Source organism: Amycolatopsis vancoresmycina (assembly GCF_000716785.1).
GTDB lineage: Bacteria > Actinomycetota > Actinomycetes > Mycobacteriales > Pseudonocardiaceae > Amycolatopsis > Amycolatopsis vancoresmycina.
The window spans coordinates 1-13,731 of sequence record NZ_JNYY01000025.1; the positions used below are offsets into that span (position 1 = coordinate 1).

Here is a 13,731-nt window from a genome sequence, read left to right on the forward strand (position 1 = left end):
CTGCCCGTCGGCCGGTGGCTCGGTGGTGGTGCCCAGCTCGCTGACTCCGGCGGTGCCGGCCCAGTCGCCGTGCTCGTCGTGCACGCGGATCTGCGCGGCAGCGAATCCGGCGTCGACGAACGCCTGGAGGGCCTGCCGCAGTTCGGGACGGTCCTCGGCGGTGGGAACGGGGGTGGCGGACTTCTGCATCGTGTTCTCCGAAAACTCGGGCGTGGTGACGCAGCCGGTGGCTGCGTCCGCGATCGATGACCTGATCACGGGAACCACGATCGCCTCCCGTCCTGACACCGGACGGCCACCGCGCTGACACGGCCACTGACACCCGCGTCGCGCCCTACTCCCACAAGGCTTCGACCTCGGTGGCGACGGCCCGCGGGTTGAGGGACGGGTGGTTGCGGCGAATCGTCCCGAGCAGCCGGTCGCGGGTCCGGCGGCGCTGCTTTCCCTGGCTGCGCCGGACCTGGTCCGGTGTCAGGTCCAGCGCGCTCAGCGCGGCCTGGACCGCCTCGGCCAGGCGAGCGTCATCCCGGTCGGTGAGCAGGCTCGCCGACCGCGCCAGCTCTTCCGGCGGGGTCTCCGGGTGGTGAACCGCCTGCCGGGTCAGCGCGGCCGCGTCTTCCGCGCGGATCCGGCCGCTGATCACCAGCTGCAGTATTTCGCACGCGGCGGCCGTGCCGAGGGCCAGGTCGGCCGTGGCCACCTCCAGGTCCTCGGCGGCCCGGCGGACGTGGGTCAGGTAGAAGTCGGCCGCCTGGGTGAGGCCGATTCCGGGGTCGCGGTCCGCCACGTCGAGGACGGCCGTGGTCAGGCTCAGCCGGGTGAGGCCCAGCGCCAAGGTTTCCGGTACTCCGGCCCGCACCAGTGCGTCGATGTGTTCCCGGTCGGCCGTGGTGACCGGCCGGTGTGCGCTGTGCCGCCGCGCCGCGGTCCGGTCGAACCAGTCCGTCACCGCGCCGAGGCGGGAGGGCTCGGCCAGTGCGGTACTCCGGTCCTCTCCGAAGACGTGCGCACCGCCGCGCTCGGCGTACCGGAACTCCGCTCCGTCCACCCCCGGGGTCAGGTAGACGATCCACCGGCTGCGCGCACGCAGTTCGCACACCGGTCGCGCGGCGCGCACCGTGTCGATCGGGTCGTCCGGATGGGCCACGACGATGGCGAGATCACCCGCCAGCACCGGGGAAAGCGTGCGTCGGCGCAGGCGTGGCACGCGTTCGGCGTGGAGTTCGGCCGTGCGGAGCTGAGCGCCGGTGAGCTGGTGGAGGACGGTGGCCGACGCCGCGTCGTGGGTGACGGCCAGGAACCGTTCGATCTTCGCGCGGTGCTCCTCGGCGTTCCGCCGCGGCGGCGGGACCGGCGGGAGACCGTTGACCCAGGCGTGGAAGGAGTCCTGCAGCCACGGGTCGAGGTACTTCTCCTGGTGGTCGGTGCTGAGCGCCACGCGGGGCGCGTCCAGCTCGCGGAACGTGCCGACGATGTCGATGGTCGCCGAGAACGCGGCCAGCAGTTCCAGCTCGCCGCCGGTCCGTATCTGCGGCATGGCCAGAACCTCCTCCCGGTATTCGAGGTAGGCCAGCAACTCCGCCGGGGTGGGCAGGAGTTCGGTGAGCAGGTGCAGTTCCGGCACGGCCAGGATCGCCGGAACCGCCCCGGCCGGGAGGATGTCCTGCTGCCGCAGCAGATCGAGCAGGGTCGACAGCGGGTCGAAGGTGTCCGCGGTCGGCACGACGGCGTAGATCCGGCGGATCGCCGCGCGGTGCAGGGTCAGCGGTTCGCCGGGGCCGGTCAGCGTGACGTGGCCGTCCCGGTCCAGCGCCCGGATCAGGCGCGTGATCTGGAAGAAGCCGTCGCCGACGGTCCGCCGCAGCTCGGTGCCGGCCGCCGCCGGGTCGCCGAGCCGGGACCGGGTGCTGAGGTACCCGCCTTTGCCCTCCAGCACCAGTACCACGTCTTCCCACGCGAGGACGCCGTCCACTTCGATCAGCTCGCCGGGGCGGGTGCCGCGGTACTTGCCCCCGCGCACCACCCGGGCGCCGGGGAACACGCCGGCCAGGTGCTCCAGCGCCGCCTCCTCCACCACCTCGCCCCGGGCGCGGTAGTAGGGCAGGTTGGGCAGCCGGGAGAAGACCCGTTCGACCAGCTGCGAAAGGTCGGTGCTGACCAGGTGCGGCAGGCTGTACAGCACGACGTCCCCGGCCTCGACCAGCGGGGTGGCGGCCAGCGGCGACGCGAAAACGTGGCTGCGGGTGGTGTTGCGGCCCAGCGTCGCGGGATCGGCGGTGAGCAGCCGGCGCCATTGCGACGCCTCTCGTCGCTGCCGTTCCGGCAAGGTGCCGTCTACGGACGGCCACTCCAGCAGGAGCCTGGCGCCGGCCCGCGCCAGATCGTCCAGCACCTGCTCGGACAGGCTGAGCTCGCCCGGCAGGTGCAGCAGGGTCCGTTCGCGCAGCACCGTGCGCAGCGCGGGATCGGTGACCGTGGCGCGGAATTCCCGCAGCACGTCCGACCAGTGGGTCATCACGGCTTGGTGGATCGAAAACAGGATGCCGAGATCCGGGTGGTCGCCGCCCCGCTCGCGGATCCGCTGAGCCAGGCGCAGCGAGTACGCCCAGTCGTACCGGGTCGGGAACGCCCCGTGCCCGGACCGCCACGACCAGCCGAGCTGGTCGTGCGCTTCCCACCGCTCGACCGGGGTGACACCGCCGTCCATCCAGGCACCGGTCAGGGTCAGCTGGCCGTCCAAGACTTCGTGCCGCCGCGCCAGGGCGAGGGCCCGCAGGGCGCTTTCCAGGCTGTCGCGGCTGAACAGGCTCGGCGAGATGACCCGTGACAGGCAGGAGGCCAGGAACTCCATCTCGTGGGTGAACACGTTGGGCGTGCCCAGCCTGCCGCTGTCGTCTCCCTGGCCGAAGAGGATGGCCAGCCACAGGCTTTCCATCAGGCTCGTGCGAGCCAGCTCGGCGTCCAGCGCGCGAGTCGTGGCCGCGAGTTCCCGCCGGCACGCGGCACGGAACTCGGCGACGTCATCGCGGGTGGCGGGGCGGCCGAGGGGCGGGCCGGCCGGCAGTTCCAGCAGCTCGGCGTAACCGGCGGCGAAGGCGTCGGCGAGCCGGGTGCCCAGGCCCGCCAGGACGGTGAACATGTCCTTCAGCGCGCCTTGGTCCTGCGTTTGAACCGCCATTCCGCCCCCTGAGCACAGGCTACCGGCCCGGCCGCACGCAGAACTCGGTGCCGTCCGGATCCGCCAGGACGACGGTGCCGCCGGTGCGGGCGTCGAGCCGGGTGGCGCCGAGGGAGAGCAGTGTGTCGACCGCCGTCTGCTGGTCGCCGTCCTCCGGGAGGAGCTCGAAGCGCTGGTGGTTCGATGCTTCGGGCGCGTTGTCCCAGGCGTCCCAGGCGAGTTTCGTGCCGCCGCGCGGTGACTGGATCGCGGTCTGCTCGCCCCGGTCCCACACCAGCGGCCAGCCCAGCGCCCTGCGCCAGAACAGGCCCACCTGCCGGGTGCCGGCACAGGTGAGCTCGCCCAGCGGGCCGCACCCGGCGAGGTAGCCGTTGCCGGGCTCGATCACGCAGAACTCGTAGCCTGCCGGGTCGGCCAGGACGACGTGCGCCTCCCCGGGTCGCTGCCCGACGTCGAGGTGGCGGCCGCCGAGCCGGATCGCCGTGGCCACCGTGCGCCGCTGGTCGTCCAGGTCGGTGCTGGTCAGGTGCAGGTGCATCCGGTTCGCGCCGGTGCGGCCCGGGGCGAACCGCAGGCCGAGCTGGGCGTCCCCGCCCGGGAGCAGCAGACCGCCGGTGTCCTCGATGACCTCCCGGCCGAGCAGTCCGGCCCAGAAGCGGGCCGGTTCCGCCGGGTCGGCTGCCTCGAAGGTCACCGCCAGCAGCCGTGAACGCGCAGACACCGGTCAGGCGTGCCGTGGCGGGCCGGCGCTCCACGCCGCCACCGGCTCGTGGTTCGCGGGTGCTCCGAGCTTCGTGCCCTTGCGGTAGCCGCCGAAGATCATGGCCAGCAGCAGGATCACGAAAACGGCGAGCACGACCCACAGCCACAGGGACTTGCGCACGGCGGTTCCCCTCGTCGTCGGAGAGAGCGGAGCGAGGTCACCGTACCGCCGCGGCCGTCGCTTGGCCGGGTGACGAATTGGGTATAACTCCCGGTATGGGTGCTTGGGGCAAGCGGCTCGTCGCGTTGGCCGTCTCAGTGATCGTTCTGCTCGCCGCGGTGCTGGTCGCTTCGGCGGTACACCTGTTACCCCAATTGCGCAATCCGTTCGCCCAGCAGACGGAGGAGCACTCAGGTCCGGTGCTGCTGCAGTCGATCGTCGAGCTCTCGCGCTACGAGGCGGCCAGCGGGTCGTTCCAGGTGGTCGTCGACATCACGACCAGCTCGGTGCTGCCCAGCTTCCTCGTGGGCAGCGACACGATGTTCATCGGCGTCGGCACGGACAACGCCTTTGTGGACTTCTCGCGGCTGAAGGGGGACGCGGTCCAGGTGTCCGACGACCGCCAGTCCGCCACCATCACGCTGGGCCACGCGCAGCTGGAGCCGGCGACCCTGGACGTGCACGAGTCCCATGTGTACGCCCAGCAGCAGGGGTTGTTCACGCGCGTCAACGAGTTCCTCAGCGGCAACCCGAATTCGCAGCAGGCGCTCTACGAGCTCGCCCAGAAGCAGATCCAGGCGGCGGCCGCGAAGAGCTCCCTGGTGGCCGACGCCGAACGCAACACCCGGACGATGCTCGTCGGGCTGCTGCAGTCGCTGGGCTTCAAGAACATCACCGTCAACTACGCCCCCAACTCCGCCGGGTGACGGCGGTGGGGCTTCAGTGCCAGCCGAGCTCGGCCAGCCGGCTCTCGGCCTGTCCACGGGGCCAGATGGTCACCTTGTCCAGCCGGCCTGACGCGGTGCGGAACTTGAGGCCGCGGCGGAACGGGGAGCGCACCCACCACAGGCCGGTCACTTCGGCACGGCTGATCCGGATCGGTTCCGCGCCCTTGACGCGCAGCTCGGCCTGGTCGCGGCTGACCAGGAGGCTGGCCGGCGGCCACGTCACGTACCGGTGGTTCACCCGGACTTCACCCCGCAGGACGAGGTCGTAGTCCTCGTCCCGCAGCGCAGCGAACCGTCCCGCGTGGGCCGGGCCGGGCGGCGGGACGCGGCCGAAACCGCTGAACTTCTCCGGCCACCGGAACCTGATGATCAGCATGATCACGGCAGAAGCCCCGAACGCCAGCAGGGCGATCCCCTCGCCAGGTCTCATCGGTACCTCGACGACGTCATGCCTCCAGCACGCCGGGGAGGCCGCCGCGGTTGCCCGGCTTACCGGAAAATCGCGCCGGCTATCCGGTTCGGTCGTCGACGCGGGTCAGCACCTTGTCCGCGATCCGGCGCAGCGTGCGCAGCTCCGCCGCGGTGAGGGCGTCGGCGAACAGGTCCCGCACCTGCTCGACGTGCCCGGGCGCGGCCGACTCCAGGTACGCGAAACCCGCGTCCGTGAGGATCGCCTGCGTGTACCGGCCGTTGTCCGGATCCGTTTCCCGGCAGGCGAAGCCGCGCTTCTCCAGGCGGCCGACCAGGTGGGACAGCCGGGACAGCTCCGTGTTCGCCAAAGCCGCCAGGTCGCTCATCCGTACCCGGCGCCCGGGCTGCTCCGACAGGTGGGCGAGCACGTGGTACTCGAGGAAGCTCAGCCGCGCGTCGCGCTGCAGCTGCGCTTCCAGGGCCGCCGGGAGGCGCTGGGCGAGCCGCACGAAGCCGCGCCACGCCGACAGCTCGTCGGCCGTCAGCCACGGCTGCCCGGGTTCCGTCACCACCGCAGTCTAGCTGACTTGAAAGTTCACGCCTGCTATCCTCTGACTTGAAAATTCAAGCGAGGGGGTTTCCCGTGCAGGACCGGCTCTACGGGCTCGAGGAGCACTTCGCCACGGCCGACGTCGTCGCGGCGTGGCGGCGGCACGACCCCGCGCTCGCCGCGCCGATGATGGGCCGGGCCGTCGCCAGCAGCGCGTTGCTCGACCTCGGCGCAGGCCGCGTCGCCGCGATGGACGACGCCGGGATCGACACCGCCGTGCTGTCGCTCACGACTCCCGGCCTGCAGGACCTCGATCCCGCCGAAGCCGTTGCGCTGCAACGTCCCACCAACGACGTCCTCGCCGACGCCGTCGGCCGCTTCCCCGGGCGGTTCCGGGGGTTCGCGGCCCTCGCCACGTCCACGCCCTCGGCGGCGGCCGACGAGCTGCGGCGGGCCGTCGCGGACCTCGGGTTCGACGGGGCGCTGGTGAACGCGAACTCCCGCGGCCAGGCCCTCGACGACCCCCGCTTCTGGGACATCTTCGAGGCCGCCGAGGACCTGCGGGCCCCGGTGTACCTGCACCCGAGCGTGCCGCTCCCGGCGGTCACCGAGGCCTACTACCGGCGCTTCGGCGGCCCGGTGGACGAGCTGCTGGCCACCGGGACGTTCGGCTGGCACTACGACGCCGGGCTGACCGCGCTCCGCCTGATCGTCGCCGGGGTCTTCGACCGGTTCCCGGGGCTGCAGCTGATCCTCGGGCACTGGGGCGAAGTCGTGCTGTTCTACCTCGACCGCGTGGCGGCTTTGGACGCCGTGACCCGGCTCGAGCGGCCGATCGCGGAGTACTTCCGCACCAACGTGTTCATCACCCCGGGCGGCATCGCCAGCCACCGGTACCTGCGGTGGACCCTGGAGACCGTGGGCGCGGACCGGATCATGTACGCCTCGGACCACCCGTTCAACCGCGAGCACGGCGGTTCCGCGCGGCGGTTCGTGGCGACTGCGCCGATCAGCGACGCCGACCGAGCGCGGATCGCCTACCGGAACTGGGAAAACCTGGTCGCGGGGATCCGGCGCTGACTCATCAGGTGAGCCAGAGCGCGCTTTCCCCGGCGAGCGCGCACATCCGGCCGATGAACCGCTGCGCCTCCTGCGGTGGCGGCACCACGGCGCCGACGGGTAGTGCGGCGCAGAACTGCCACCAGAGACCGTCGGGTTCGACGAAGCGGGCCGCGTGGCCGGTACCGAGGGCCTCGTCGAGGCACAGGAGGGCGCCCAGGGCCTCGGCCTGGTCGTAGTCCAGGTCCGGCCGGAGCAGATAGCGGTCGAGGTAGGCGATGAGGTGGGCCGCGTCGGCTTCGGTGCCGAGGCTGGTCAGGGCGACGCAGTACGCCCGGCCGGCGTATGGCCCTTCGCTGGCTAGGAGGAGGTCGCCGAGGTTGCCGCGGAACCGGGCCCGGCCGGTCACGGCGACGAACCACGCGGCGGTCTTGCGTTCACGCCATCCACCGTCGTCCAGGAGTACCCCGAGTTCCGTGTCGGTGATCCGCGCGGCCGCCTCGGCCAGCTCCCGCAGGAACGCGGCGCGGTCGGTGACCTCGGGCCGCACCAGCCCGCCGCCGAGCCGGAGGTAACGCCGGCCCGGTGTGACATAGCGCGGGATCAGCTCCGCCAGGGTGGGAACGTGGTGCATGGACGCATCGTGCCGGTGCGGCCGCGGTTCGGCCAGCGGTTTCCGCATCCGCGAATGGTTCAGTCCTCCCCCGTTCCCGCCGGAGAGCCGTTCGGCGAATACCGGCCCGAAATGAATTCCGCGGCGAATTCCGCCAAAACGAGTTGTCCGCCCAGCGGCCGCCGTGGCACCCTCCAGGCCCTTGATCACGTCGACCGGCGGGAGCCGCCTTGACCCTCGGAACCAGCCCGGCGATCGATGCCGCACTGGCGAGGCGGCTCGTCGGCACGCAGTTCCCGCGCTGGGCCGGTCTGCCGCTGCGCCGGCACGAACCGGCCGGGTCCGATCACGTCATCTTCCGGCTGGGCGAACACCTCTCCGTGCGGCTGCCCCGGCACGACGGCGCCATCGGCCAGGCCGCCAAGGAAGCCGAGTGGCTGCACCGGCTCGCGCCGCACCTGCCGCTCGCCGTGCCCGAACCCGTGGCGGTGGGCGAAGCCGCCTTCGGCTATCCGTGGCCGTGGTCCGTGTCGCGCTGGCTGGACGGCGAAGTGGCCTCGTTCGACGCCCTGTCCGGCTCGCACGAGGCCGCCGGTGTGCTGGCCGGGTTCCTGGCCGCGCTGCACCGGTTCGACGCCGACCCGGCCGGGGATCTCGGCGGGCGCCCGCTGGCCGCCCGGGACGCCGCGACGCGGGCCGCCATCGCGAAGGTGGGCCACACTTTCGGCTCCGCGGCGATGACCGGACTGTGGGACGCCGCCCTCGCCGCTCCCGGCTGGGACCGGCCGCCGGTGTGGTTCCACGGCGATTTCCACACCGGCAACCTGCTGACGAGGAGTGGCAGGCTCAGTGCCGTCATCGACTTCGGGGAGCTCGGTTTCGGCGATCCGGCGGGTGACCTGATCATCGCCTTCACGCTCATGTCGCCCGGAACGCGCGCCACGTTCCGCGCCGCGCTCGGCGTGGACGACGCCACCTGGACCCGCGGCCGCGGCTGGGCGCTGGCCACCGGGCTGAACGCCTATGTCCGCTACGCCGCCGTCAATCCGCGCGTCGCCGAGCAGACCACCCGGCAGATCAGCCAGGCGCTCGCCGGCTGAACGGCGTTCGCCGCGAATTGCGTCCCCGGTAATGTCCACTTTTGCCCGCCAGACCATTCATCCGCTCCAAGGCACCGTTCGCCGACCGCAGGATTGCCGCCCCGGCGCGCCCGTCCATACCCTCGAATCAGGGGCAAGTGCGTGTGAGGGGAAATGGAGCACTCACGACTGGTCGTCCACCGCACGATACTCGCGGTGGATATCGAAGGTTACGGTCATCAGGGCAGGACCACGCCACACCGGCTGGTGGTCCGGCAAGGTCTCGACCACGCGTTGCGGCGCGCGTTCAAGGATGCGGGGGTGCCGTGGTTCGACTGCAAGCACGAAAGCACGGGCGACGGAACGCTCGTGCTCGTGCCCGCGCAGGTCCTCAAAGGACCTTTTGTCGAGGTGCTTTCGGTTTCCCTCGCGCGGGAACTGCACCGGCACAATGAGACGCACCGGGCGGAAGAGCAGATCCGGCTGAGAATGGCGCTGCACGCGGGAGAAGTCGCCTACGACGACCAAGGCGCGACCGGGCCCGCAATAAACCAGACATTTCGCCTGATCGAGGCGCCACAGCTCAAGATCGCGCTGGCGGAATCGCCGGGAGCGCTCGCGCTGATCACGTCGACGTGGTTCTTCGACGAAGTCGTCCGCAGCAGCACGGTCGTGGACTCCTCGACGTTCCGGCCCGTGCACGTGGCCGTGAAGGAAACGGTCACCGTCGGCTGGATCAGCCTGCCGGACCACCCGTACCCGCCGGGCACCGAAGAAGCCGTGCCGGCGGAACCGGAACCGCCGCCACCGCCACCACGGCCGGAGGCGGTGTCCTTCCCGGCGTCGATGACCGGCCGTTCCACGCTCCCCCGCGACCTCCCGGCCTTCACCGGCCGCGATCGCGAACTGGCCGAGCTCACGGCGACGGTGTCCACCGCCGCGGGGCAGGGCACGCTGGGGGTGGCGGTCCACGTCGTCGACGGCATGCCGGGCATCGGGAAGACGACGTTCGCGGTCCGCGCCGCCCACCAGCTCGCCGGCTGCTTCCCCGACGGCCAGGTCTTCCTCGAACTGCACGGCCACAGTCCCGGGCAGGCACCGGTGGATCCCGGTGACGCCCTGGCTTCGCTGCTGCTCCTGTGGGGCGTCCCGGCGATCGCCATTCCCGCCGGCCTGGACGACCGCGCCCGGCTGTGGCGGGAGAAGGTGACCGGGCGGAAGATCCTGCTGCTGCTCGACGACGCCGTCGGCGACGAGCAGGTCCGGCCGCTGCTGCCGGGCAGCCCCGGCAGCCTCGTGCTGGTCACCAGCCGGCGCCGGATCGAGTCCGTGGCCGACGCCGGCCCGGTCTCGTTGCAGACCCTGCCGCCACCGGACGCAGCCGCGATGTTCCGGCGCTACACCGGCGCGCACCGGCACGATCCCCGCGCCGTGGCCGAGCTGATGGCGATGTGCGGGTACCTGCCGCTGGCCATCACGCTCACGGCCGGCCGGCTGCGCAACCACCCCTGCTGGACGCCCGAGCGGCTGGCCGCCGACCTCCGGCGCTCCCGCAACCGGATCACGATGCTCCGCGCGGGCAACCGCACCGTGGCCGCGGCCTTCGACCTCTCCTACCGGGACCTGAGCCCGGACGAGAAGCGGCTCTTCCGCCGCCTCGGCCTGCACCCCGGCGCCCAGATCGAGACGTGCGCGGCCGCGGCGCTGGACGGCGAAGACCCGGAACCGACCTGCGAACACCTCGACGCGCTGTACCTCAACCACCTGCTGGAGGAAGTGGCCCCGGGCCGCTACCGCCTGCACGACCTGACCCGGGCCTACAGCTTGACCCTGGGCAGCGAAGACGGTGACGACAAGGCCTTCGAGCGCCTGCTCGACTACTACCTGCACGCCGTCCGGTCGGCGACCCGGTTCGTCGCCACCCGGGGCCCGCGCCCGGAAATCGCCGCCGAGCCGCCGGCCGGAGCCCACGAATTCGCGCGGGAGGACGAGGCGATCGCCTGGCTGAGCGCGGAACGCGCCAACCTCGGGGCCTGCATCACCTACGCGGCGGTCCACGACCACCTCCACCGGGCCGCGGAACTCGCGGTGGCGCTGCACCCCTACCTCGAGCAGCACGGGTTCTGGCACGACGCCCACCGGCTCGACCAGGCCGTGCTGGCCGCGGAACAGGCGGCGGGCAACCGCACGGACGAAGCGGCGACCCGGGCGGATCTGGGCCGGGTGCAGAGCCTGCTCGGGGACCACCCCGCGGCGCTCGAAGACCTGATCCGGGCCCGGGACCTGTACGCCGGCTCCGGCGACCGGCTCGGCGAAGCCGCCGTGCTGACCGAAATCGGCTTCGCCCGGATGGAGCTCTGCGAGTACCCGGCAGCGATCGAGTACCTCACCCGCGCCCGCGCGCTGTACGAAGAGCTGGAGAACCCGTTCGGCGTCGCGGGCGCGCTGGGCAGCCTCGCGAGCGTGCAGTTCCGGCTCGGACGGCACGACGCCGCCCGGGCCGACGGTGAACGGGCTCTTGCGCTGTACGTCGGGCTCGGCAACCGGCTCGGCGAAGCGTTGAGCCTGCTCTGCATCGGCTGCACCTACGGCGTCTGCGGGGACTACGCGACGGCGATCGGCGTCTTCGACCAGGTGCTTTCCCTGTCCCGCGAGCTGGGCGACCGGTACACCGAGGCCCGGGCGCTGAACAACCTCGGCCGGATGCACTTCGAGCTCGGCAACTACGGGATGGCCGACAGCTGCTACAGCAGCGCCCAGATCATCTACAGCCGCCTGGACAGCCGGACCCGCGAAGCGGTCGCCCTGAACAACCTCGGCCGGCTCCACCACGCGGGCGGCAACTTCCGGCTTTCGCTGATGTACCTCAAGCGCGCTCAGGACCTGTTCGGCGACGACCGGGCGTGGCAGGCCGAGAACCTCAACAACCTCGGCGGCCTCGCCCTGGCCTGGCCCGAAGCGGGCGACGCCGTCGAGTTCTACCGTCAGGCGCTCGACCAGTCGAGAGCCATCGGGATCCGCCTGCAGGAGGGACGAGCGCTCGAAGGCCTCGGGCGATGCTCGGTGCGGGCCGCGCACGTCGCCGACGGCGTCGCCCGGCTGCGGGAGGCCTTGGCCGTGTTCGAGGAGCTGAAGGCGCCGGAGGCCAAGGCGGTGCGGGCTGCGCTGGCGGACCTGGTCGGCGTCTAAGGCTCCGTTACGACGATGACGTGCAGGGTCCGCGGCCCGTGCACGCCTTCCACCCGGGTCAGCTCGATGTCGCTCGTCGCGCTCGGGCCGCTGATCCACGTCTGCGGGCGGGCCGGGTCCAGTGCGGCCACCGCCTGCGGCACCCCCGGCACGATCCGGTCCGCCCGCAGGACGCACACGTGCACGTCCGGCACCAGGCTGAGGGCCCGCCGGCCCTGGCCGGGGCCGTGGTCCAGGACGATCGTGCCGGTCGTGGCGATGCCCAGGGTCGCCGTGGTGACCACAGCGTCGACCTCCGTCAGTGCCGTGTCCGGTGGCACGCTCTCGACGTCCACCGGGAATCCCGGTGGCACCAGGACTTTCCGCGCCGGTCCCAGCGCCGTGCGGATGGCGGCCGGGAGCTCGGCGGGACCGCAGCGGGTGAGACTCGCGCGGTAGTCGGCCACCCGTGCGGCGAAGAGCTCGACGACGTCCGCCGCCGCGACCGTGCGGTAGCCGCGCGGGACCGCTGCTTCGGTCCGGTCCGCGGTCCGCAGCGCGCCACGGACCGCCGCCAGGATTTCCTCGCGGGCCGTCACCGGCGCCACCAGGCCCGGAACGATTCGCGCGGTGGGGCGGGCAGGTCGCGGGTGTCCGTCCACCGGGAACCCGGCCACGGCAGGCGGGACAGGGCCCGGCGGCCGCCCGGGAGCAGCCGGCGGCCGAAGCGGGTCAACACCCGGTTCGCGAGGCCCAGGCCGCGTTCGGCGAACTCCAGCCGCCGGGCGTCCGAGAGGAGCCAGGACGCCGTTTTCATCGCCACCGCTTCGGGTTCCGGGGTTCCGCCGCGGTGGGCGTCGACCACCCGGGAGCGCAGGTGCACCAGGACTTCGGGGATGTCGATGCGCACCGGGCACGCCTCGAAGCAGGCGCCGCACAGGCTGGACGCGTACGGCAGCGAGTCGGTCTGCTCGTCGGTGCCGACACCCTTGAGCAGCGGGTTGAGGATCGCGCCGATCGGGCCCGGGTAGACCGAGCCGTAGGCGTGCCCGCCGGTCCGCTCGTAGACCGGGCAGACGTTCAGGCACGCCGAGCAGCGGATGCAGCGCAGCGCCTGCCGGCCGACCTCGTCGGCGAGCGCGCGCGTGCGGCCGTTGTCCAGCAGCACCACGTGCATTTCCTGCGGCCCGTCGCCCGGGGTCACGCCCGACCACGCCGAGGTGTACGGGTTCATCCGCTCCCCCGTGCTCGACCGCGGCAGGAGCTGCAGGAACACGTCGAGGTCGGCCCACTCCGGCACGACCTTTTCGATCCCCACCACCGAAACCAGCACCTCGGGCAGGGTCAGGCACATCCGGCCGTTGCCCTCGGACTCGACGACCACCAGGGTGCCGCTCTCGGCGACGGCGAAGTTCGCGCCGGAGACGGCCATCCTCGCGCGCAGGAACTTCTCGCGCAGGTGCTCCCGCGCCGCGCCGGCCAGCTCGGCCGGGTCGTCGGTCAGGTCCGCGGGCGCCCCGGCCATCCCACGGCGGAAGATCTCGCGGATCTCCGCGCGGTTGCGGTGGATCGCCGGGACCAGGATGTGGCTGGGCAGGTCGTCGCCGAGCTGCACGACGAGCTCGGCGAGGTCGGTTTCCCAGGCGGTGACGCCGTGCTCGGCGAGGGCCTCGTTGAGCCCGATCTCCTGCGTCGCCATCGACTTCACCTTGACGACCTCGTCGACGCCGTGGTCGCGGGCGATGCCGGCGACGACGTCGCAGGCTTCCCGGGCGTCGCGCGCCCAGTGCACGGTCACGCCCCTGGCCTGCAACGCCGCTTCGAGGGTCAGCAGGTGCTCGTCGAGGCGGCGCAGGGTGTTGTCCTTGATCGCCGCGCCCGCCAGGCGCAGCTCCTCCCATTCGGCGACCTCGGCGACGACGGCCGCGCGCTTGGCGCGGATCGTGCCGGTGGCGTGGGCGAGGTTGCGCCGCAGCTGGGTGTCGGCCAGTGCTGTCCGGGCGGCCGCCGGGAACGGCGGCAT

At 72.3% G+C, this 13,731-nt stretch carries 12 protein-coding genes and 1 pseudogene; 4 read left to right on the forward strand and 9 right to left on the reverse strand.

Going from position 1 to position 13,731, the window contains the following annotated elements; all coding sequences use genetic code 11:
* The 4 genes and pseudogenes from OO60_RS47585 to OO60_RS47280 form a co-directional block, all read right to left on the reverse strand.
* A pseudogene (locus tag OO60_RS47585) lies at window positions 1-258 on the reverse strand (hypothetical protein); the annotation flags it as partial.
* Between the two features lie 76 nt (window positions 259-334).
* On the reverse strand, window positions 335-3,178 hold the full coding sequence (locus OO60_RS38240; RefSeq protein ID WP_155848865.1) for a hypothetical protein: 2,844 nt from the start codon (window positions 3,176-3,178) through the stop codon (window positions 335-337).
* A 19-nt stretch (window positions 3,179-3,197) separates the two neighbouring features.
* Entirely contained in the window at window positions 3,198-3,899 is a 702-nt protein-coding gene (locus tag OO60_RS38245) for a VOC family protein (RefSeq protein ID WP_033263210.1), read from the reverse strand.
* A gap of 3 nt (window positions 3,900-3,902) precedes the next feature.
* On the reverse strand, window positions 3,903-4,061 hold the full coding sequence (locus tag OO60_RS47280) for a hypothetical protein (RefSeq protein ID WP_003070988.1): 159 nt from the start codon (window positions 4,059-4,061) through the stop codon (window positions 3,903-3,905).
* Between the two features lie 95 nt (window positions 4,062-4,156).
* On the opposite strand from OO60_RS47280, the gene OO60_RS38250 reads away from it, so the two are divergent.
* The gene (locus tag OO60_RS38250; RefSeq protein WP_003070991.1) at window positions 4,157-4,807 is read left to right on the forward strand and encodes a DUF4230 domain-containing protein; all 651 of its coding nucleotides are present in this window, start codon (window positions 4,157-4,159) and stop codon (window positions 4,805-4,807) included.
* A 13-nt stretch (window positions 4,808-4,820) separates the two neighbouring features.
* Here OO60_RS38250 and OO60_RS38255 read toward each other — a convergent pair whose 3' ends face one another.
* Both OO60_RS38255 and OO60_RS38260 read right to left on the reverse strand, forming a co-directional pair.
* Window positions 4,821-5,258, reverse strand: a complete 438-nt coding sequence (locus OO60_RS38255; RefSeq protein ID WP_003070994.1) for a hypothetical protein — start codon at window positions 5,256-5,258, stop codon at window positions 4,821-4,823.
* A 79-nt stretch (window positions 5,259-5,337) separates the two neighbouring features.
* Complete coding sequence (locus tag OO60_RS38260; protein WP_155848866.1) at window positions 5,338-5,808, reverse strand: MarR family winged helix-turn-helix transcriptional regulator; 471 nt, start codon at window positions 5,806-5,808, stop codon at window positions 5,338-5,340.
* Window positions 5,809-5,882: 74 nt separating this feature from the next.
* Here OO60_RS38260 and OO60_RS38265 point away from each other — a divergent pair, with 74 nt between their 5' ends.
* Window positions 5,883-6,869: an amidohydrolase family protein gene (locus OO60_RS38265; RefSeq protein WP_003070998.1), complete on the forward strand. Its 987-nt coding sequence runs from the start codon at window positions 5,883-5,885 to the stop codon at window positions 6,867-6,869.
* A 4-nt stretch (window positions 6,870-6,873) separates the two neighbouring features.
* Here OO60_RS38265 and OO60_RS38270 read toward each other — a convergent pair whose 3' ends face one another.
* Window positions 6,874-7,482, reverse strand: coding sequence for a DUF6000 family protein (locus tag OO60_RS38270; protein ID WP_033263255.1), 609 nt, complete (start codon window positions 7,480-7,482; stop codon window positions 6,874-6,876).
* 209 nt (window positions 7,483-7,691) lie between these two features.
* Between OO60_RS38270 and OO60_RS38275 the strand changes: the two genes are divergently transcribed.
* Together OO60_RS38275 and OO60_RS38280 are read left to right on the forward strand one after the other, a co-directional pair.
* Window positions 7,692-8,561, forward strand: coding sequence for an aminoglycoside phosphotransferase family protein (locus OO60_RS38275; protein WP_003071004.1), 870 nt, complete (start codon window positions 7,692-7,694; stop codon window positions 8,559-8,561).
* A 195-nt stretch (window positions 8,562-8,756) separates the two neighbouring features.
* The gene (locus OO60_RS38280; protein ID WP_033263256.1) at window positions 8,757-11,729 is read left to right on the forward strand and encodes an ATP-binding protein; all 2,973 of its coding nucleotides are present in this window, start codon (window positions 8,757-8,759) and stop codon (window positions 11,727-11,729) included.
* On the opposite strand, the gene OO60_RS38285 is transcribed toward OO60_RS38280, so the two are convergent.
* On the reverse strand, window positions 11,726-12,307 hold the full coding sequence (locus OO60_RS38285; RefSeq protein ID WP_033263257.1) for a LutC/YkgG family protein: 582 nt from the start codon (window positions 12,305-12,307) through the stop codon (window positions 11,726-11,728). The genes OO60_RS38280 and OO60_RS38285 overlap by 4 nt on opposite strands.
* On the reverse strand, window positions 12,304-13,731 hold the full coding sequence (locus OO60_RS38290; protein ID WP_033263258.1) for a lactate utilization protein B: 1,428 nt from the start codon (window positions 13,729-13,731) through the stop codon (window positions 12,304-12,306). The genes OO60_RS38285 and OO60_RS38290 overlap by 4 nt, the downstream gene beginning before the upstream one ends.

Bases quoted from the DNA above. Each gene is read 5' to 3' on its own strand.
- OO60_RS38270 (WP_033263255.1), bottom strand. From the start codon at position 7,482: ATGCACCACGTTCCCACCCTGGCGGAGCTGATCCCGCGCTATGTCACA.
- OO60_RS38250 (WP_003070991.1), top strand. From the start codon at position 4,157: ATGGGTGCTTGGGGCAAGCGGCTCGTCGCGTTGGCCGTCTCAGTGATC.
- OO60_RS38255 (WP_003070994.1), bottom strand. From the start codon at position 5,258: ATGAGACCTGGCGAGGGGATCGCCCTGCTGGCGTTCGGGGCTTCTGCC.
- OO60_RS38240 (WP_155848865.1), bottom strand. From the start codon at position 3,178: ATGGCGGTTCAAACGCAGGACCAAGGCGCGCTGAAGGACATGTTCACC.
- OO60_RS38290 (WP_033263258.1), bottom strand. From the start codon at position 13,731: ATGCCGCCGTTCCCGGCGGCCGCCCGGACAGCACTGGCCGACACCCAG.